The 15,315-nt window shown below is 60.8% G+C and carries 15 protein-coding genes and 1 pseudogene; 9 read left to right on the plus strand and 7 right to left on the minus strand.

Translation table 11 applies throughout. From position 1 onward, the window contains the following. The 6 genes and pseudogenes from C8N32_RS15555 to C8N32_RS12090 form a co-directional block, all read left to right on the plus strand. On the plus strand, positions 1-383 hold a 383-nt coding region (locus tag C8N32_RS15555), incomplete at its 5' end, for a hypothetical protein (protein WP_211309715.1). Between the two features lie 23 nt (positions 384-406). Further along, entirely contained in the window at positions 407-871 is a 465-nt protein-coding gene (locus C8N32_RS15560; protein WP_425319741.1) for a hypothetical protein, read from the plus strand. A 14-nt stretch (positions 872-885) separates the two neighbouring features. Then, the gene (locus C8N32_RS12070) at positions 886-1,104 is read left to right on the plus strand and encodes a hypothetical protein (RefSeq protein WP_107893246.1); all 219 of its coding nucleotides are present in this window, start codon (positions 886-888) and stop codon (positions 1,102-1,104) included. Between the two features lie 93 nt (positions 1,105-1,197). Continuing rightward, entirely contained in the window at positions 1,198-1,782 is a 585-nt protein-coding gene (locus C8N32_RS12075) for a DUF3489 domain-containing protein (protein WP_107893247.1), read from the plus strand. A 50-nt stretch (positions 1,783-1,832) separates the two neighbouring features. Then, positions 1,833-2,678 (plus strand): DUF429 domain-containing protein, encoded by an 846-nt coding sequence (locus tag C8N32_RS12080; protein ID WP_107893248.1) that lies wholly within the window; start codon positions 1,833-1,835, stop codon positions 2,676-2,678. Positions 2,679-3,002: 324 nt separating this feature from the next. Next, a pseudogene (locus C8N32_RS12090) lies at positions 3,003-3,143 on the plus strand (IS3 family transposase); the annotation flags it as partial. Between the two features lie 79 nt (positions 3,144-3,222). On the opposite strand, the gene C8N32_RS12095 reads toward C8N32_RS12090, so the two are convergent. The 4 genes from C8N32_RS12095 to C8N32_RS12110 are packed head-to-tail and all read right to left on the minus strand — an operon-like array spanning position 3,223 to position 7,783. Further along, positions 3,223-4,344, minus strand: coding sequence for a Gfo/Idh/MocA family protein (locus tag C8N32_RS12095; RefSeq protein WP_107893249.1), 1,122 nt, complete (start codon positions 4,342-4,344; stop codon positions 3,223-3,225). Between the two features lie 6 nt (positions 4,345-4,350). Beyond that, a complete protein-coding gene (locus tag C8N32_RS12100; protein WP_107893250.1) occupies positions 4,351-5,859 on the minus strand; it encodes a sugar ABC transporter ATP-binding protein in 1,509 nt (502 codons plus the stop codon). Then, the gene (locus tag C8N32_RS12105; protein WP_107893251.1) at positions 5,859-6,833 is read right to left on the minus strand and encodes an ABC transporter permease; all 975 of its coding nucleotides are present in this window, start codon (positions 6,831-6,833) and stop codon (positions 5,859-5,861) included. The genes C8N32_RS12100 and C8N32_RS12105 overlap by 1 nt, the downstream gene beginning before the upstream one ends. After that, positions 6,830-7,783, minus strand: a complete 954-nt coding sequence (locus C8N32_RS12110) for an ABC transporter permease (protein ID WP_107893252.1) — start codon at positions 7,781-7,783, stop codon at positions 6,830-6,832. The genes C8N32_RS12105 and C8N32_RS12110 overlap by 4 nt, the downstream gene beginning before the upstream one ends. Positions 7,784-8,040: 257 nt before the next feature. Here C8N32_RS12110 and C8N32_RS12115 point away from each other — a divergent pair, with 257 nt between their 5' ends. Continuing rightward, complete coding sequence (locus C8N32_RS12115) at positions 8,041-9,033, plus strand: sugar ABC transporter substrate-binding protein (protein ID WP_107893253.1); 993 nt, start codon at positions 8,041-8,043, stop codon at positions 9,031-9,033. 60 nt (positions 9,034-9,093) lie between these two features. Here the strand turns inward: C8N32_RS12115 and C8N32_RS12120 are convergent, their stop codons facing one another. Beyond that, positions 9,094-10,797, minus strand: a complete 1,704-nt coding sequence (locus tag C8N32_RS12120) for an extracellular solute-binding protein (protein ID WP_107893254.1) — start codon at positions 10,795-10,797, stop codon at positions 9,094-9,096. Positions 10,798-10,955: 158 nt separating this feature from the next. On the opposite strand from C8N32_RS12120, the gene C8N32_RS12125 reads away from it, so the two are divergent. Together C8N32_RS12125 and iolG are read left to right on the plus strand one after the other, a co-directional pair. Next, positions 10,956-12,557: a GMC family oxidoreductase gene (locus tag C8N32_RS12125; RefSeq protein WP_107893255.1), complete on the plus strand. Its 1,602-nt coding sequence runs from the start codon at positions 10,956-10,958 to the stop codon at positions 12,555-12,557. Continuing rightward, complete coding sequence (iolG, locus tag C8N32_RS12130) at positions 12,554-13,564, plus strand: inositol 2-dehydrogenase (protein WP_107893256.1); 1,011 nt, start codon at positions 12,554-12,556, stop codon at positions 13,562-13,564. Before C8N32_RS12125 ends, iolG begins: the two co-directional genes overlap by 4 nt. A gap of 28 nt (positions 13,565-13,592) precedes the next feature. On the opposite strand, the gene C8N32_RS12135 is transcribed toward iolG, so the two are convergent. After that, positions 13,593-14,360, minus strand: a complete 768-nt coding sequence (locus C8N32_RS12135; protein WP_107893257.1) for an SDR family oxidoreductase — start codon at positions 14,358-14,360, stop codon at positions 13,593-13,595. Beyond that, a complete protein-coding gene (locus C8N32_RS12140; RefSeq protein WP_107893258.1) occupies positions 14,357-15,307 on the minus strand; it encodes an FAD-dependent oxidoreductase in 951 nt (316 codons plus the stop codon). Before C8N32_RS12140 ends, C8N32_RS12135 begins: the two co-directional genes overlap by 4 nt. Positions 15,308-15,315: the final 8 nt, after the last annotated feature.

Below are 15,315 nucleotides of genomic sequence, written 5' to 3' on the forward strand. Positions count from 1 at the left end.
GACATGGCGTCGATGTGCTTCTTCAATTTATCTGTACGGGCGGTCAGATCGGCGATCTGCTCTATCAAGCCGCGGCAGATTTCCCGAACAGCGGTTGGTATGTCCGTGGTTTCATCCGCGATGATTTCTTCTATCCGGCCCGTGTGATGGATGCCGTATGGGGCGATATAGCCGAACTCATAAAGATGCGCGCGCAGCGTATTCACCAGTTCGGTGCGCTGGTTAACCAGCTGCTCGCGGGCACGAAAGACGATGGCGCGCTCCTGTTGCGCTTCGGGCTTTTAACCTCCACGAAACGCATTGTCGGACGCGTGGCCGCCTCCACGATGGCTTCTGCGTCGTTGGCGTCGTTCTTGTGGCGTTTGACAAACGGCTTGACATAACGCGGCGCGATCAGCTTGGCCTCATGGCCGAGCCGGATCATCTCGCACGCCCAGTGATGCGCTCCGCCGCAAGCCTCCATGACAACCAGGCACGGCGGCAGGTCCATCATGAACTTGTGAAATTGCAAGCGCGAGAGCTTCCTTCGGAACACGGGGTGCCCGTCGGCACGGGCGCCGTGCACATGAAAAACGTTCTTTGCCAAATCGACGCCGACGATTGTAACCTCCTCCATGGATGTCTCCCTTTCTCTTTCGTGGCTTTAGACAACCACGACGTTGGCACACAGCGATGCCGTCGAGGAAGGGCGGCATCCACCCCATCTGAGGTCGACGAGATGCTCGCCCGGCTGCAGGCGCTCAGCGACGACCATTTCAACACCCACCCCGACGAGGTGAACTGGAGCCATGTCGGCACCCTCGAAAACTACGCAAGTCTCCTGAAGCGCATCACCGACAGCGCCTTCTGCGAAGGCGAGCACGCCGAGTAACGGGAGCGCGCACCATGGAAACCAGCACCATCCGCATAGCCATCCGCGGCCTGAACGAGCCTTGGGATGCCCGCCGCATCCCCGCCGTCCTCGACGAGATAGAGTGTGCGCTCCGCGAGGAGGCGAGCATTCCCGCGCGCCTCACCGCCGACAGCATGAGCATCGCCATCGACGTGGCGACGGATCGGCTGCCCGCCGCCGCCACGCTCCTGCGCGAACTCGGCCTGATCTGATCTCCGGCACCGCCGGAACTCCTGCCGCGCCCTGCGCGGCTCGGGGTCGTAGGAGGGTCGCGACGGTTGCGGCCCCGAAACCGGAGATCCCAGATGACCAAGCTTTCCGACACCCAGCTCGTGATCCTCAGCGCGGCTGCTCAGCGCGAGGACCGCAACGTCCTGCCGCTCCCCGGCTCCCTTCGCGGCGGCGCCGCCGCAAAGGTGGTTGGCGCGCTGCTGAAGCGCGCGCTGATCGCCGAGACCAGGACCGACAGCCGGGCCAAGGCCGACGCCGCGCTCAACCGCATCTGGCGTAACGACGAGGACGGCAACGCCATCCTCCTGCACATCAACAACGCGGGCCTCGCGGCCATCGGCGTCGAGCCGGAGAGTGGCGACAGCGCGCCCACGGGTCCCGACGAGGCGCCGAGTGCGGAAGTCCCGCAGAACGCTCCCGCCGATGCCGTTCCCACGCCCAAGGCACGCGCACCGCGCGCGGGCACGAAGCAGGCCAAGCTGATCGAGATGCTCCGCGCCGAGGGCGGCGCGACCATTGATGAGATCGTCGGCGAAACGGGATGGCAGCCGCATACAGTCCGAGGCGCATTCGCGGGCGCGCTCAAGAAGAAGCTCGGGCTCGAAGTCACCTCAGAGAAAGTCGAGGGCCGCGGAAGGGTGTACAAGCTAAGCAAGTAAGCGACTGCATTCCTTGCATCCTTAGACTATGCTGCTTTGCGGAGGACCACATGGATTTCGTGAACCCGCAAAGCAGCACGGTCATTTTCGGTTTCGATTCGGCGTGGACCGATGCCCCGAAGGCGCCGGGCGCGATCTGCGCCGTGGCATATGATGACCACGGCCGAGTTCAGTTCCACGAACCGCAACTGGTCTCGTTCGCGCAGGCTCGCAGGTTGATTGAGGAGTTCCGCAAGAATTTCGCTGTCAGCCTCGTTGCGCTTGATCAGCCAACGGTAGTGCCCAATGCCGCGGGCAGCCGCCCGGTGGACAAAGTCGCTGCGTCCCTCGTTTCTTTTGTCGGCGGTGGCGTTCAGCCAGCCAACCGCAGCAAGATCGGCATGTTCTGCGACAACTCGCCGATTTGGTCTTTCATTTCCGGTCTCGAAGCGACGGAGGATCCTATTCAGGCGCGCACTGCGTCTGCTGGCCACTTCCTTATCGAAGTATTCCCCGCGCTGGCTCTGCCCGCGCTTGACGACGGCTTTGCTCAGCGGCTCCGCGCTCCGAAGTACAATCCGCAGAACCGGAAGAAATTCCGCTTGGAAGACTGGCAGGCGGTGGCGCGCGTGGTCGAGCGTTCAGCTGAGCGGTTCAATGTGCCGGGCCTTGCCGAATGGGCGCATCAGATGCGGAACGCCGCTCAACCTCGGAAGTCCAATCAGGACAAGCTTGATGCTGCCATCTGTGCGCTGATTGGTCTCTTCTGGCGAGCGGGCCCCACTGCCCACTCGGCAATGCTGGGAGACGTCGATCACGGCTACATGGTCACGCCGATCTCAGACGCGACGTGGCCCCGCCTCCGGCAGGCAGCAATCCGGCGCGGTGTGCCGACTTCGCAGGTCGTCGATCCCTAGTTCCGAACTCGGATTCCCTCGAACAGCCGCCGCCGTTGCTGCACCCGAACATGGCACAGATGTATCAGGATCGGATCGCCAAGCTCTGCGAGAACCTGCAATCCGAGGAAGATCGTGGCGCCGCCGTCGACGTGCTTCGATCACTGGTAGATGAAATCAGCCTCGTGCCGCAGAACGGAGAACTCTCCATCGTTCTTCGCGGCGACCTGGGAGCGATCCTGCGCTTTGCAGCCGGAAAGCAAAACCCCGACTTCCTTTCGGAAGCCGAGGCTTTGGACAACCTGCTTTCGCAGAAATCGTTGGTTGCGGGAGGGCGCAGCAGACGATCCCGTGGAATACGCCACCCTCGAATGGGTCGACTGGTTCAACAACCGCCCCCTTCTCGAACCCATCGGGAACATTCCACCGGCAGAAGCCGAAGCAGACTTCTGCGCGGCTCTGGAAAGATCAGACATGGCCGCGTAACTAAGATCAATCAGCCTCCGGAAAACCCGGCGCGGTTCAGCGTCTGCAAATCCAGGGTCATCTCACACCGCGATGATGGTCACACAGAAACCCAACTGCGGATTGCATGCGAGCTTTGCATCGCCTCAATGGTCCGCTGCACCTCGTAGGCTTCCCGGAAGTCCGGAAAACAGGCCGGCCCGCCTGCATGCGCCATCAGAAGCTGGGCCACCTCGATGACTTTCAGATCGTTAAAACCAAGATGGTGACCCGGCGCCGGGCAGAACTGCGCGTAGGGCGGATGAGAGGGGCCCGCTTCAATGCGAGTGAAACCGGGACCGTCCCCCGCCTGGACCAACAATTGGTTCATGTTCTCCTGGGTGAAGGCAATCGCACCTTTCGTGCCGGTCACCTCGAAGGACAAATCCATTGTGCGGCCGGTGGCCGCCCAGTTGGCCTCAAGGCTGCCCGACACCCCGTTTTCGAACCGGATCAGGGCATGGGTCATGTCATCGACCTCCACCGGCTTGCGAACACCGCTTCCGGGCGCGGCAGGACGGTTTTTGTGGATCGTCGTGCAATCGGCCTGCACCTCAGCGATCGGCCCCAACAGGTAGCGGGCCATCGACACGATATGGCTGCCGATATCCGCCAGCGCGCCGCCACCCTGCGGGTCCGTGCGGAAGGAATGCGGCGTATCGGGATTGATCATATAGTTCTCGGCGTGGCGTCCGCGAAACCCCGTGATCACACCGATATCGCCTGCGGCGATGAGTTCCCGGGCCAGACGTACCATGGGATTGCGCAGGAAATTGAAACCGACAGAGGTTACAACCCCTGCGGCCTCGGCCGCCTCGGTCATCTTGAGGGCTGAGGCGGCTGTCGTGGAAAGCGGCTTTTCGCAATATACCGTCTTGCCTGCGGCGATGGCTGCCATCGCAATGGGGTCATGCAGCACATTTGGCGCGGTGATCGCGACAATGTCCACCGCGTCGTCAAAGACAAGATCGGACCAATCCTCCGTGGCCCGGGCAAAGCCCAGAGCGGCGGCACCGGCCTCCGCGGCCTGTCGGGTGGCATCGGCCAGAATGGCCTTGATCGGCTGAACCGGCAGATCAAAGAGGCCCGAGACCGCCCCAAAGGCATTGGCGTGGCACCGGCCCATGAAGCCGGATCCAACCAGACCGACCCCAACCCGTGGTTTTTCTGTTCTGTGTGTCATGGCTGGTTACTCCGCCACCATTGGTCCACGATGATGGGAGACCGCGTCGATCAGATTTTCCTCGGTCATCTGCGCGCCCCCGAACTCTGCCACCACGGCACCCTCGGACATGGCAAGAACCCGGTGGCTGACGCCCAGAACTTCCGGCATTTCCGAAGAGATCACGACCACCGCGAGCCCCTGTTCGGCCAGGTGCGCGATCAACTCGTGGATGGCTGATTTCGAGCCGACGTCGATCCCGCGTGTCGGCTCATCAAGGATGATCAGTTTGGGATCGGCGCAAAGCCATTTGGCCAATACGAATTTCTGCTGATTGCCGCCCGACAATTGCGACACCGCCTGATCGGGCCCCGTGGTCTTTATGGAAAGAGCAGAGCGGTATTTCTCGAAGGCCGCCAGTTCCTTCGATTTGTTCATGACCGAAAGCTCGGAAAACATGCTCAGATGCGGCAGGGACGTATTTTCACGCCCCCCCATCATGAGAACCAGACCCTGTTCCTTGCGGCTTTCCGGGACCAGCGCCATGCCCATGTCTATGGATTGGCGCGGCGTCGGCAAGCCGATATCGCCCCCTTTCCAATAGACCTTTCCAGCATCCGCCCTGCGCACCCCGAAAACCGTTTCAACGACTTCGGAGCGCCCGGCACCGACGAGGCCGTAAAGACCCAGGACCTCGCCCTCGCGGACGGAAAAGGAAACCTCGCGGAACAGGCCCGTTTTGGTCAAATTCTCGACCCGCAATACCTCCGCGCCGAATTCCGCCTTCGCCTTGACGAAATAGGCGTCCAGCGTCCGGCCGATCATCATGCGCGTGACATTGTTCAGGTCGGTATCGGCCGTATCGATCGTGCCCTGAACCTGGCCATCGCGCAGCACCGTGATGCGGTCGGTGATATCAAAGATCTCGTCCATCTTGTGCGAAATGTAGACGATCCCGACCCCGCGCGCCTGAAGGCCCCGTATGGTGTGAAAAAGCTGCTCCTTTTCCGCGTCCGTCAGGGAGGCGGTCGGTTCGTCGAAGATCACGACATTTGCCCTGAACGCCTCGGCCCGGGCAATTTCGACCATCTGCTGCATCGCGACCGACAAGGTCCCCACGCGGACATCGGGACCGAAACCGCATCCAAGGGCCTCAAGTGCGGCTGAGGCATTCCTGCGCAATTCCTTCTTCCGGAGTACCCCGAAGCGGTTTGTCGGCCAGGCCCCGAGATAGATGTTCTCGGCCACGGAAAGCTCGGGTGACAGCGACAATTCCTGGTGGATCAGCAAGATCCCCTTTTGCCGTGCATCCAGCGGGTTCGACACGTTTGTCGGCTCCCCCAGATAGACGATCTCTCCACCGTCGGGCTGATGCAGCCCGGCGAGCACCTTCATGAGGGTCGATTTTCCGGCCCCGTTCTCTCCGACAAGCGCGTGGACCTCGCCCGGCCGAATATCAAAGCTGACATTGTCCAGCGCCTTGACGCCCGGGAATGTCTTGGTAATGCCGTCGACCTTGAGAATGACGTCTTGCATCACGTAACCTTCCGATGGTTCAGAAGTTTGTCGAGAACAAGGGCAAGGACGAGAACAACCCCCATCACCATGAGTTCCACATAGTTCGGGGTATTCAGCAAACGCAGGCCGTTGCGCAGGACCGCCAGCGTCAGCACGCCCCCGACAGTCATCCACATGCTGCCAAACCCGCCCTGAAGCCGCGTGCCGCCCAGCACCACAGCGATGATCGTCCACAACTCCCATATCCGGCCTGCATTCGGCTCGGCGGTTCCCAGGCGCATCGACAGAAGGATACCGCAGACCGCGGCCAGCGTACCGCAGATGGTGAAGTTGACGATCTTATGCCGCTTCACGTTGATCCCGGCGTCGTGGGCCGCTTCGATATTGTCGCCCACGGCATAGGTTTCGCGGCCATGACGGGTGCTCGACAGGATCCACTGGAAAAACAGGGCAAGGACGAAGAAGAGCATTGCCGTCAGGGAGATGGGCCCAAGATAGATTTCGGGGATTTCGGTGTAGGTGAAATCCTGCACCATGAGCGCGTTCTCACCTGTGTAGACAAATACCAGACCGCGGATGCCGATCAACGCGCCAAGGGTCACAATAAAGGAATGCATGCCGGACAAGGCAACCAGCGTTCCGTTCACAAATCCCAGCGCAGTACCAGACAGAAGGCCCAGGATCACCGCAGGCCAGACGCCCACGACATCCTGCAATCCGATGGCCAGCGCCGACGCCAGGGCCAGGATCGCGCCGACAGACAGGTCGATTTCCCCGTCAATCATCACCATCGTCATTCCGATCGCAAGAATGCCGATGAACGCGCCCTGGGTCAGGATGTTGCCCAGGTTGTTGACAGTAAGGAAATAGGGGCTGGCAAAGGAAAACACCAACACGGTCAGCCCCAGAAACACCCAGATATGGTTTCTCAGGAGCCAGGACAAGGCTTTGCCAAGCGATGCCGGGGGCAGGGTTTCGGTTGCGTGGCTCATGCGAAGATCCTCCCGCGCTTGGCGCCCAGGTCAATCCAGACCGCGATGATGATGACAGCCCATGTCACGAGCCATTGCACGTAGTAGGGGTACCCCAAAAGAAGCAGTCCATTCTGGATGAAGCCCAGCATTGAGATCCCGATCACCGTGCGCCAGATGCTGCCGGAGCCCCCCAGCAGCGATGTCCCGCCCAGAATCACCCCCGCGAGGACTGTCAACTCATAGCCTTGCCCGATAGTGTTCTGGGCCCCCATGACCCGGCTGCCCATAATCACTGCCGCGATGGCGGTTGTCAGACCGGACACGACATACGTCCAAAAGACAGTCCAGGGCGCATTGATCCCCGAGAAGATGCTGGCCGTTTCGTTGCCGCCCACCGCGTATATGCGGCGCCCGAATGTCGTGAACGCAAGTACCAGCCCCGCGACAATCGCCCCTGACAGAAACAGCAGAACCGGAACCGGCAGTCCCAGAAAGCTGCCACGCCCGAACACGGCGAACCAGGTGTCCTGGGCATTTTGCACATTGACGTTCGAGCCCCCGGAATAGAACAGCACAAGCCCCTGCAAAAAGGACAACATCGCCAATGTGACGATCAGCGCGTTCAGCCCGACGAAACCGATGAGCAGGCCGTTGAACGCCCCTATCGCGGCGCCCGCAAGCAGCGTCATGACAATAGCGGGGAACGGCCCCGAGATATTGTGCTGATCCACCACGATGACGGTCAGCAAGGTCAGCAACGACCCGACGGACAGGTCCAGGCGCCCCGTCAGAACGACAAAGGTCACGCCCAGCGCCATCATCCCGGTGATGGAAACCTGCCGCAGCACGTCCAGAATGTTGCCAGGTGTCAGAAACGCCTCCGCATTCACGGCAACGACCGCGAGAAACACCAGAAAAGCCAGCAGCAGCCCATGGCGTCGCAGCACATTCTTAATCAATTGGCCCATTCAGAAACGTCCTCCCCCAATGACGATATGCGGGGAAAATGGCACACAAAACGCCGGTTATATCCGAAATGGATTTTATGCGTGGACCCCGGCCTTCTTGGCGCGCGGCCCTGTTTCTTCACCGCCAGGCAAAAAACCGATTTGGATATTTCAACGATTGAGCGCGGATGCGGTCTGCCGAAAATTGAAGTTAAGTCACCCGCAGCGCTGCCGACGGGGAGGACTGAGAAATACTGGCGGCATTTGGAGGAGAAACCATGACCAAATTGACCAAGGCAATTGCCATTGCGACATCTGTCATTGGGCTGGCGGCAGGCGCAGCGCCGGCCCAGGATGCCCCTGAATGGCTGGGGGGTGAGCTGAAGAAACCGCTGTCGGAAACCCGCATCGGCATTACCGTACTCTATCCGGGTTCGAATGCCTACCAGGCGAAATATGCCGAGACTGCGGAAGCCTACAGCAAGGAGCTTGGCATTCAGGCCACCGTGATGGACCCTCAGGGCGACCCGGCCGTGCAATTCAATCAGATTCAGGACATGGCTTCGCAGAAGCTGGATGCGCTGGTCGTCTGGCCGACGTCGCAGAACGCGCTGATTCCGGCAATTCGCAACGCCTCGCGCGATGGTATTCCGGTTGTTACGTCGAATTCGCCGATCGGTGAAGCGGGGCGGCGCTATATCGTCGGCCACACCGGGCCGGACGATTGCGCACAGGCCGAACAATCGGCGGAAATGCTGGGGGATGCGCTTGGCGGCGACGGCGATATTGTGGTTGTGGAGGGCACACCGGGCTATAGCGTCTCGATCCTGCGCAAGAACTGTTTCCTCGACAAGATTGCCGACGATTATCCCGGCATCAACATTCTGGCCAGCCAGACCGCGGAATGGAACCGGGAAAAGGCTCAGACCGTGATGGAAACCTTCCTGACCCAATTCGGCGACCAGATCGATGGCGTCTACGCGTTTGACGACGGAATGGGCCTTGGGGTGATCAGTGCGCTTCAGGGTGCCGGAAAGCAGCCCGGCGAAGTCAAGGTCGTAACATGCAACCAGTTTGGCGAAGGATGGGATGCAATGAAGGCCGGTTGGCATTCCGGCTCGAACAAACAGTCGCCCATCGACGATGCGATCCTGGCCATCCAGACGGCGGTCAAGGTTGCCAACGGCATCGAGGTGCCGGCACTGCAGGGCATCGAGACGCCGAAGGTCACGCCGGACAACGTGGATGAGTTCGACCGCCCGAGCTGGTAAGCCAACGCCCCCAAGACATCGGGGCCGCGTTGAAAGACGCGGCCCCTCCGGGGAGGCGGCTCAATAGCGGCCACGTTCCCGCATCAGGGCGTCGATGCGGTTTTGGGCATTCGACAGGGCCTGTTCCACGGTCAGGACACCTTGTAGCATCATGTGGATTTCGACCCCAAGAACACTCAGAAGATCGCTGAATTCCGGGATCGGAGGACGCGGCCAGGTCTGCAACTCGCCGCGGCGCTCCATGGCATCGACCGCGCTGATCATGGCACTGCTGGCCTGAACCTCCGGATCCGCGCTGGTGGAAAAGCGTGGGCTGGTCGGGTTGCCGTTCAGCACGTACCATTTCAGCATTTCCGGGCGCGTCAGGTATTCCATCACCTTCCAGGAGGCCGCCTTGCGCTGGGTTGAAAGCCCGGAAGGCATGGCCAGAGAGAAGCCGCCGATCGGGGAGACAGTGCGCGCGCCCGGCCCGTGCGGATGTGGCACAAACTGCACATTGCCATGTGCCGGGGAGGAATCGTTCAGTTCAAAGGCTGCCGCGCGAATGCTCCAGCCATATGTCATGGCCGCCTCGCCTTTCGAAAAAATGCTGATGCGACGATCCCAATTGCAACTCAGGCTGTCACGGTGCGAAAACGCCAACAGTTCCAACAAAAACTCGGCCGTCTCCCGGGCCACGTCCGTGTTCAGAAGGGGGCGGTAATTTTCCCCCCGAATCTCGTTCACGTTGAATTCAACTCCCAGCGGATCGAGGTTTATGACCGGCTGCCCGAAATCCGCCAGTGTCTGGACAAAAGTATGTGCGACCGGGGTTCCGCGGCCGAAATTCATAACGATCCCCGAAAGATTGAGGGTCGAACGATGTAGCACCCGGGCCGCCAGAAGCAGTTCGTCGGTCGTCCTTGGACTGGTCAATCCTGCTTCGGCGAAAAGGTCGGAACGACAAAACAAAAGCTCCGCAGTCGGCTGAATCGGCAAACCGTATTGGCAATTATTCCAGGAAGACCCCCGGTAGGCCGCGTTATGAAAATCTGAAGGGTTGTAACGCTCTTCGCTCATGATCTCGTTAAGCGGCTCAATCACGTTTTCGGTGGCGAGTTGGCCGATCCACGGCAGATCCACGGCCATGAGATCGTATTTCGAAATCTCCCGTTGGGCATTGTTCATGATTTCGCCAAGGAGTTCATCGAGCGGCAAGTTGACGATTTCGATATTCGTTCCGCAAAGCTCATCCAGATTCGATGAAAACTCGCTGAGGGTCTTGAACGTTGGATCGATCGGACTGAGAATCCGAAAGGTCTGCTCCACGCCGACGCCTGCGCGCATTGCGCTCGGGTAGGGCAATGTACGGGATGCCATGTAATAACCGCCGAAGTAGAAATCGCTGATTTCGCCATCGCCGGTCGTGAAACCGAATGTATTTCCGACCGTTGATTTCAACTGCGTGGCAAAACTCTCGATCTCCGAAATCAGTTTGCGCGTCGGATGCAGCGAAAACGATTTCCCCGTCCGGGATTTGGGGCGTTTGTGCAGGAACCCTTCCTCGATCAGTTCCGAAATACGGCGCATCGCCGTGCCGTAAGGGACATCCGCAGCCATCGCGGCGGATGTCACGGTCAAAAGCTTTCCTTCGAGATGCCGGCGCATGGCATAGGAGACGATATTCCAGCGCGGGTCCACCGTGGCCAGGCTGGTCCGCTTTTCGGACAATTCACGGTTGGAATCCACGAATGTCAGAATTCTTAAAAGCTCCTCTCGGGTCATGGGCGGGTCCTGTCATTCGTTTCCATGCGCCCAGCCACGTTCCCAAATCCGGCGGGCTGAACCAGTCAAGGTTAGTCCAAATCTGACATTTTGCGTGTTCTGTCGCAACGGCTGGCCGTGCAACGCTTGCACCGGACCATTTTCAGGCGGGGGAAACGATGTCGCCAACTGAATTCGACTACATCGTGATCGGCGCGGGCTCGGCCGGATGCGCGGTCGCGGGACGCCTGGGCGAAGCGGGGCATTCGGTGCTTTTGCTCGAAGCCGGCGGGCGCGACTACAATCCGTTCATCCACATCCCGTTGGGCTATTCGATGCTTTACGCCAACCCCCGCGTGAACTGGTGTTACGAGAGCGCCCCCGAACCGTATTTGAACAATCGCCGCCTGTTCCAGCCGCGCGGCAAGGTGCTTGGGGGCACGGGTGCGATAAACGGAATGATCTACATGCGCGGCCAACCGGAAGATTTCGATGGATGGGCGGCCGGTGGATGTACCGGCTGGGGCTGGGACGGCGTCCTGCCGTATTTCAAATCCTGCGAAGATCAGGAGCGCGGCGCAGATGAATATCATGGTGCGGGCGGTCCTGTTGCGGTCTCCGATATTCGCACCCGACACGAATTGGGAGAGGCCTTTCACGCGGCTTCCGAGGCGCTGGGCGTACCACGCAACGACGATTTCAACGGCGCGCAACAAGAGGGCACGGGCTATGTCCAGACAACGACCAGGAATGGCCTCAGATGGAGCACCGCCGCCGGCTATCTGCGCGGCACGGCCAGGCAGAATATCACCCTGAAACTGGGCGCGATGGTCCAGCGCATCACGCTTGACGGGCGGCGTGCCACCGGCGTGTTGTGGCGGGACAAGCGTGGTAAACATACGGCAAATGCACGGCGCGAGATCATCCTGAGCGGCGGCAGCTTCAATTCACCGCAATTGCTTCAGCTTTCGGGCATTGGGCCTGGCGAATTGCTGCGTTCCTTCGGGATCGGTGTGCAACACGATTTGCCCGGAGTGGGTGAAAACCTGCAAGACCATTTCGGCATCGGGGCGGAATACCGCTCGACCGTGCGTTCCACGGTCAACGATCTTTACAACAACAAGCTCAAAGGCGGGCTGCAACTGTTGCGACATCTGGTTTCCCGGACCGGTCCCTTTGCGGACAATGGCAACTACTCCAATACCTTCATCAGGTCGGACCCTGGGATCGACCGACCGGATATGATGGTAACCTTCATGGCGTGGTGCACGGACGAGCACCTGAAGCCGCATCCTTTCTCGGGCTTCACCATTCTGGCTGAGCATATGCGCCCCAATTCCCGCGGTCATGTGCGTATCACCAGCCCAGATCCGGATCGGCAACCCGAGATCCAATTCAACTTCTTCGCCGACGACGCCGATCAGCATGCGGCAATCGCAGGCCTGCGGTTCGCGCGCAAGATCGCAGCTACATCTCCCATGGCAGAATGCGTTGAATATGAGCTTTCGCCTGGCAAGGACGTGCAATCCGAGGATGAGCTTCTGAGCTATTGCCGGGCGAACGGCTTGTCGCTGCTGCATCCGGTCGGGACCTGCAAGATGGGGATTGGCGTGGATGCGGTGGTCGACCCACGGCTCAGGGTACATGGGATTGATGGGCTGCGGGTTGCGGATGCCTCGATCATGCCGCGGATCGTGACAGCCAATACCAACGCGGCCTCGATCATGATTGGCGAAAAGGCGGCCGCGTTGATATTGGAAGATGCAAGGACATTCGCATGATGGGTACCATTGGGATAGCGGTGTTGGGCACGGGGCGCATGGCGCATGTCTACGGGCCCAAGATCAACGCGCATCCGGGGCTGCGCCTTGAAGTTGTTTACAACCCGCGCATGTCGTCCGCCGAAAACGCGGCCGCGCGCTATGGCGGACGCGCGATGGACGACCTGGGTGCCGTCCTGGGCGACCCTCGGGTCGATGCGGTGGTGATCGCAACGCCGACCAACACGCATCTTGAGTATATCGACAAGGCGGCCCGTGCCGGAAAACCGATTTATTGCGAGAAACCGCTGGATCACTCTCTGGAGAGGGTGGAGCAGGCCCTGACGACGCTCAAAACACACCCGGTTCCGTTCATGCTGGGCTTCAACCGCCGTTTTGACCCCGATAACCTTGCCTTGCGCAATGCCGTGCAGACCGGCGAGATCGGTCGCTTGACCATGGTGATGAGCTGGTCGCGGGAGCCGAGCCCGCCGCCGATCGGCTATGTGCGTGCATCCGGCGGCTATTTCGTGGATGCGACCATTCATGACATCGACCTGTTATGCTGGATCGCAGGGGAACACCCAGTCGAAGTGCAGGCTGCGGGGTCGTGCATGTTCGACCCTGAGATCGGCGCCCAGGGCGATTTCGATCTGACCATGACAACGCTGAAAATGCCCTCGGGCGCGCTTGCGCACATCAACAATTCCCGTGCCTGTTCCTACGGGTTCGACCAGCGCCTGGAAGCCTTCGGAGACAAGGGCATGGTACAGACCCTGAATCACAGGGATGACAACCTGGTGCGCTGGAACGATCGTTGCACTGTCGCCCGCGCGCCGCTCAGGCACTTCTTTCTGGAGCGCTATGACCAGTCATTCTACAACGCGCTGGACGAGTTCCACGCCGCACTCACGTCCGGCCGGGCCCCATCCGCCACCGCGCAGGATGGGCAGGCCGCGTTGGCCATTGCCCTGGCCTGTGCGAAATCAGCGAAAACCGGGCAGGCAGTGACGCCAGATTACACATGAAAGGCTCCTTGACCCACCGCGGGGGCTGTCAGCGGGCCAGCCAACCGCCGTCGACAGGCAGGATCGTCCCGTGAATGAACGCGGCGTGCTCGCTGGCCAGAAATGCGACCGGCCAGGCAATCTCTTCGGGCGTTCCCCAGCGGCCGGCCGGAATACGGGCCATCAGGTCGCGGGTCCGGTCTGCGTCCTTTTGCAAAGCGGCGGTGTTGTCGGTTGCGATATACCCCGGCGCCACGGCGTTGACGTTCACGCCCCGTGCCGCCCATTCATTGGCAAAGGCACGGGTCAGCTGCGCGACCGCGCCCTTGGCGGCCGCATAGCCCGGCACCAGAATGCCCCCCTGGAAGGACAGCACGGACGCGACATTGACAATCTTGCCATGTCCCCTGTCCAGCATGCGGCGCCCAAGTTCACGGGTCAGCAGGAAAACCGCATCCAGATTGACGGCCATGACCGCATCCCAGTCTTCAATGGGATGCTGCGCAGCCATTGAACGGCGGATGATCCCGGCATTGTTGATCAGGATATCGACGGGACGCCCCGCGGCATCCAGCCCGGCGATCATGGCTTCGATCCGGCCCCGGTCCGAAAGGTCGCAATCGACCGGTTCGAATGTACCGGACAGCCCCTCGAACTGATCGGTGGGAGCATGCTTCGTGATCCGGGTGCCGACGCCAATCACATCGGCCCCGCATTGCGCGATGATGTGGGCAATGCTCAGCCCGATGCCCCGGCTGGCCCCGGTCACCAGGGCCGTCTTGCCCCGCAGGTCGATTTTGGGATGCGCATGGGTCATAGGCCCGTGAGAGTCCCAAGCGCCCTTTCGGCGGCAAAGCCAACCGTTTCGGACAGTATCGGATCGGCATGAATGCTCCGTGCGATATCCCCAGATGTTACCCTCATTTCCATAGGCAGAACACATTCACCCAGGAGTTCCCCGGCAGTGCGCCCGACCGCCCGGATGGCCGCGCCGGCCTTGATTTCCCCGACAAAATCTTCTTCGTATCTCAGCAAAAGCGCCGGGCCGCCGGCATTCACAGAAACGACCTTCGTGCCCGTGTGCACGGTGAGGCCGGCGGCGCCCAGCGCCGCGCGCAAGATGCGAACCACCTCGGCATCGGCGCCGGGGGCAATCTGATCCACGCACTCGATCACGGTGACCTTGCTTCCCAGAGCGGTATAGACGGTTGCCAATTCCAGCCCGACGATACCGCCGACGACGATAGCCAGCCGCTTTGGGACATCGCGAAGTTCCAGCGCATCGGTCAAATCCCAGACCCGGTGGTCCCTGGACCACCCTTCCAGTTTTACAGGGAACGATCCGACAGCGATCACGGCCTGCTTGAATGTCCATCCCTTGCCGTCGATGTCAACAGACGCCGCCCCGGTGAACGATGCGGGGCCGCGTATGACGCGGACCTTGCGCCGTTGGGCCAAACCGTTCGGGCCGCCGGTCAGACAGGCAACGATTTCGTCCTTCTTGCCACGCAGCCTGACAAGATCGCCCGGCACCCGTCCCGTCGACATCCCCCAATCGTTGTCGTGGCGCGCCTCGTGGAGGAGTTCCGCGACATGCAGCACCGCCCTGGAAAGAATGCCCCCCTCGTTCAGGCTGGCTCCGCCCAAGGTCGCGCGCGGATCGGCCGGAACGACATCCCGCCCTAGGTCGGCGGCACGCAAAGCGCAGGCATGGCCCTCCGGACCCCCGCCAACAACCATGAAATCGGCGTGTGTATCGGGCATGCCTTCCC

Origin of the sequence: Rhodovulum imhoffii (assembly GCF_003046545.1) — a bacterium.
GTDB lineage: Bacteria > Pseudomonadota > Alphaproteobacteria > Rhodobacterales > Rhodobacteraceae > Rhodovulum > Rhodovulum imhoffii.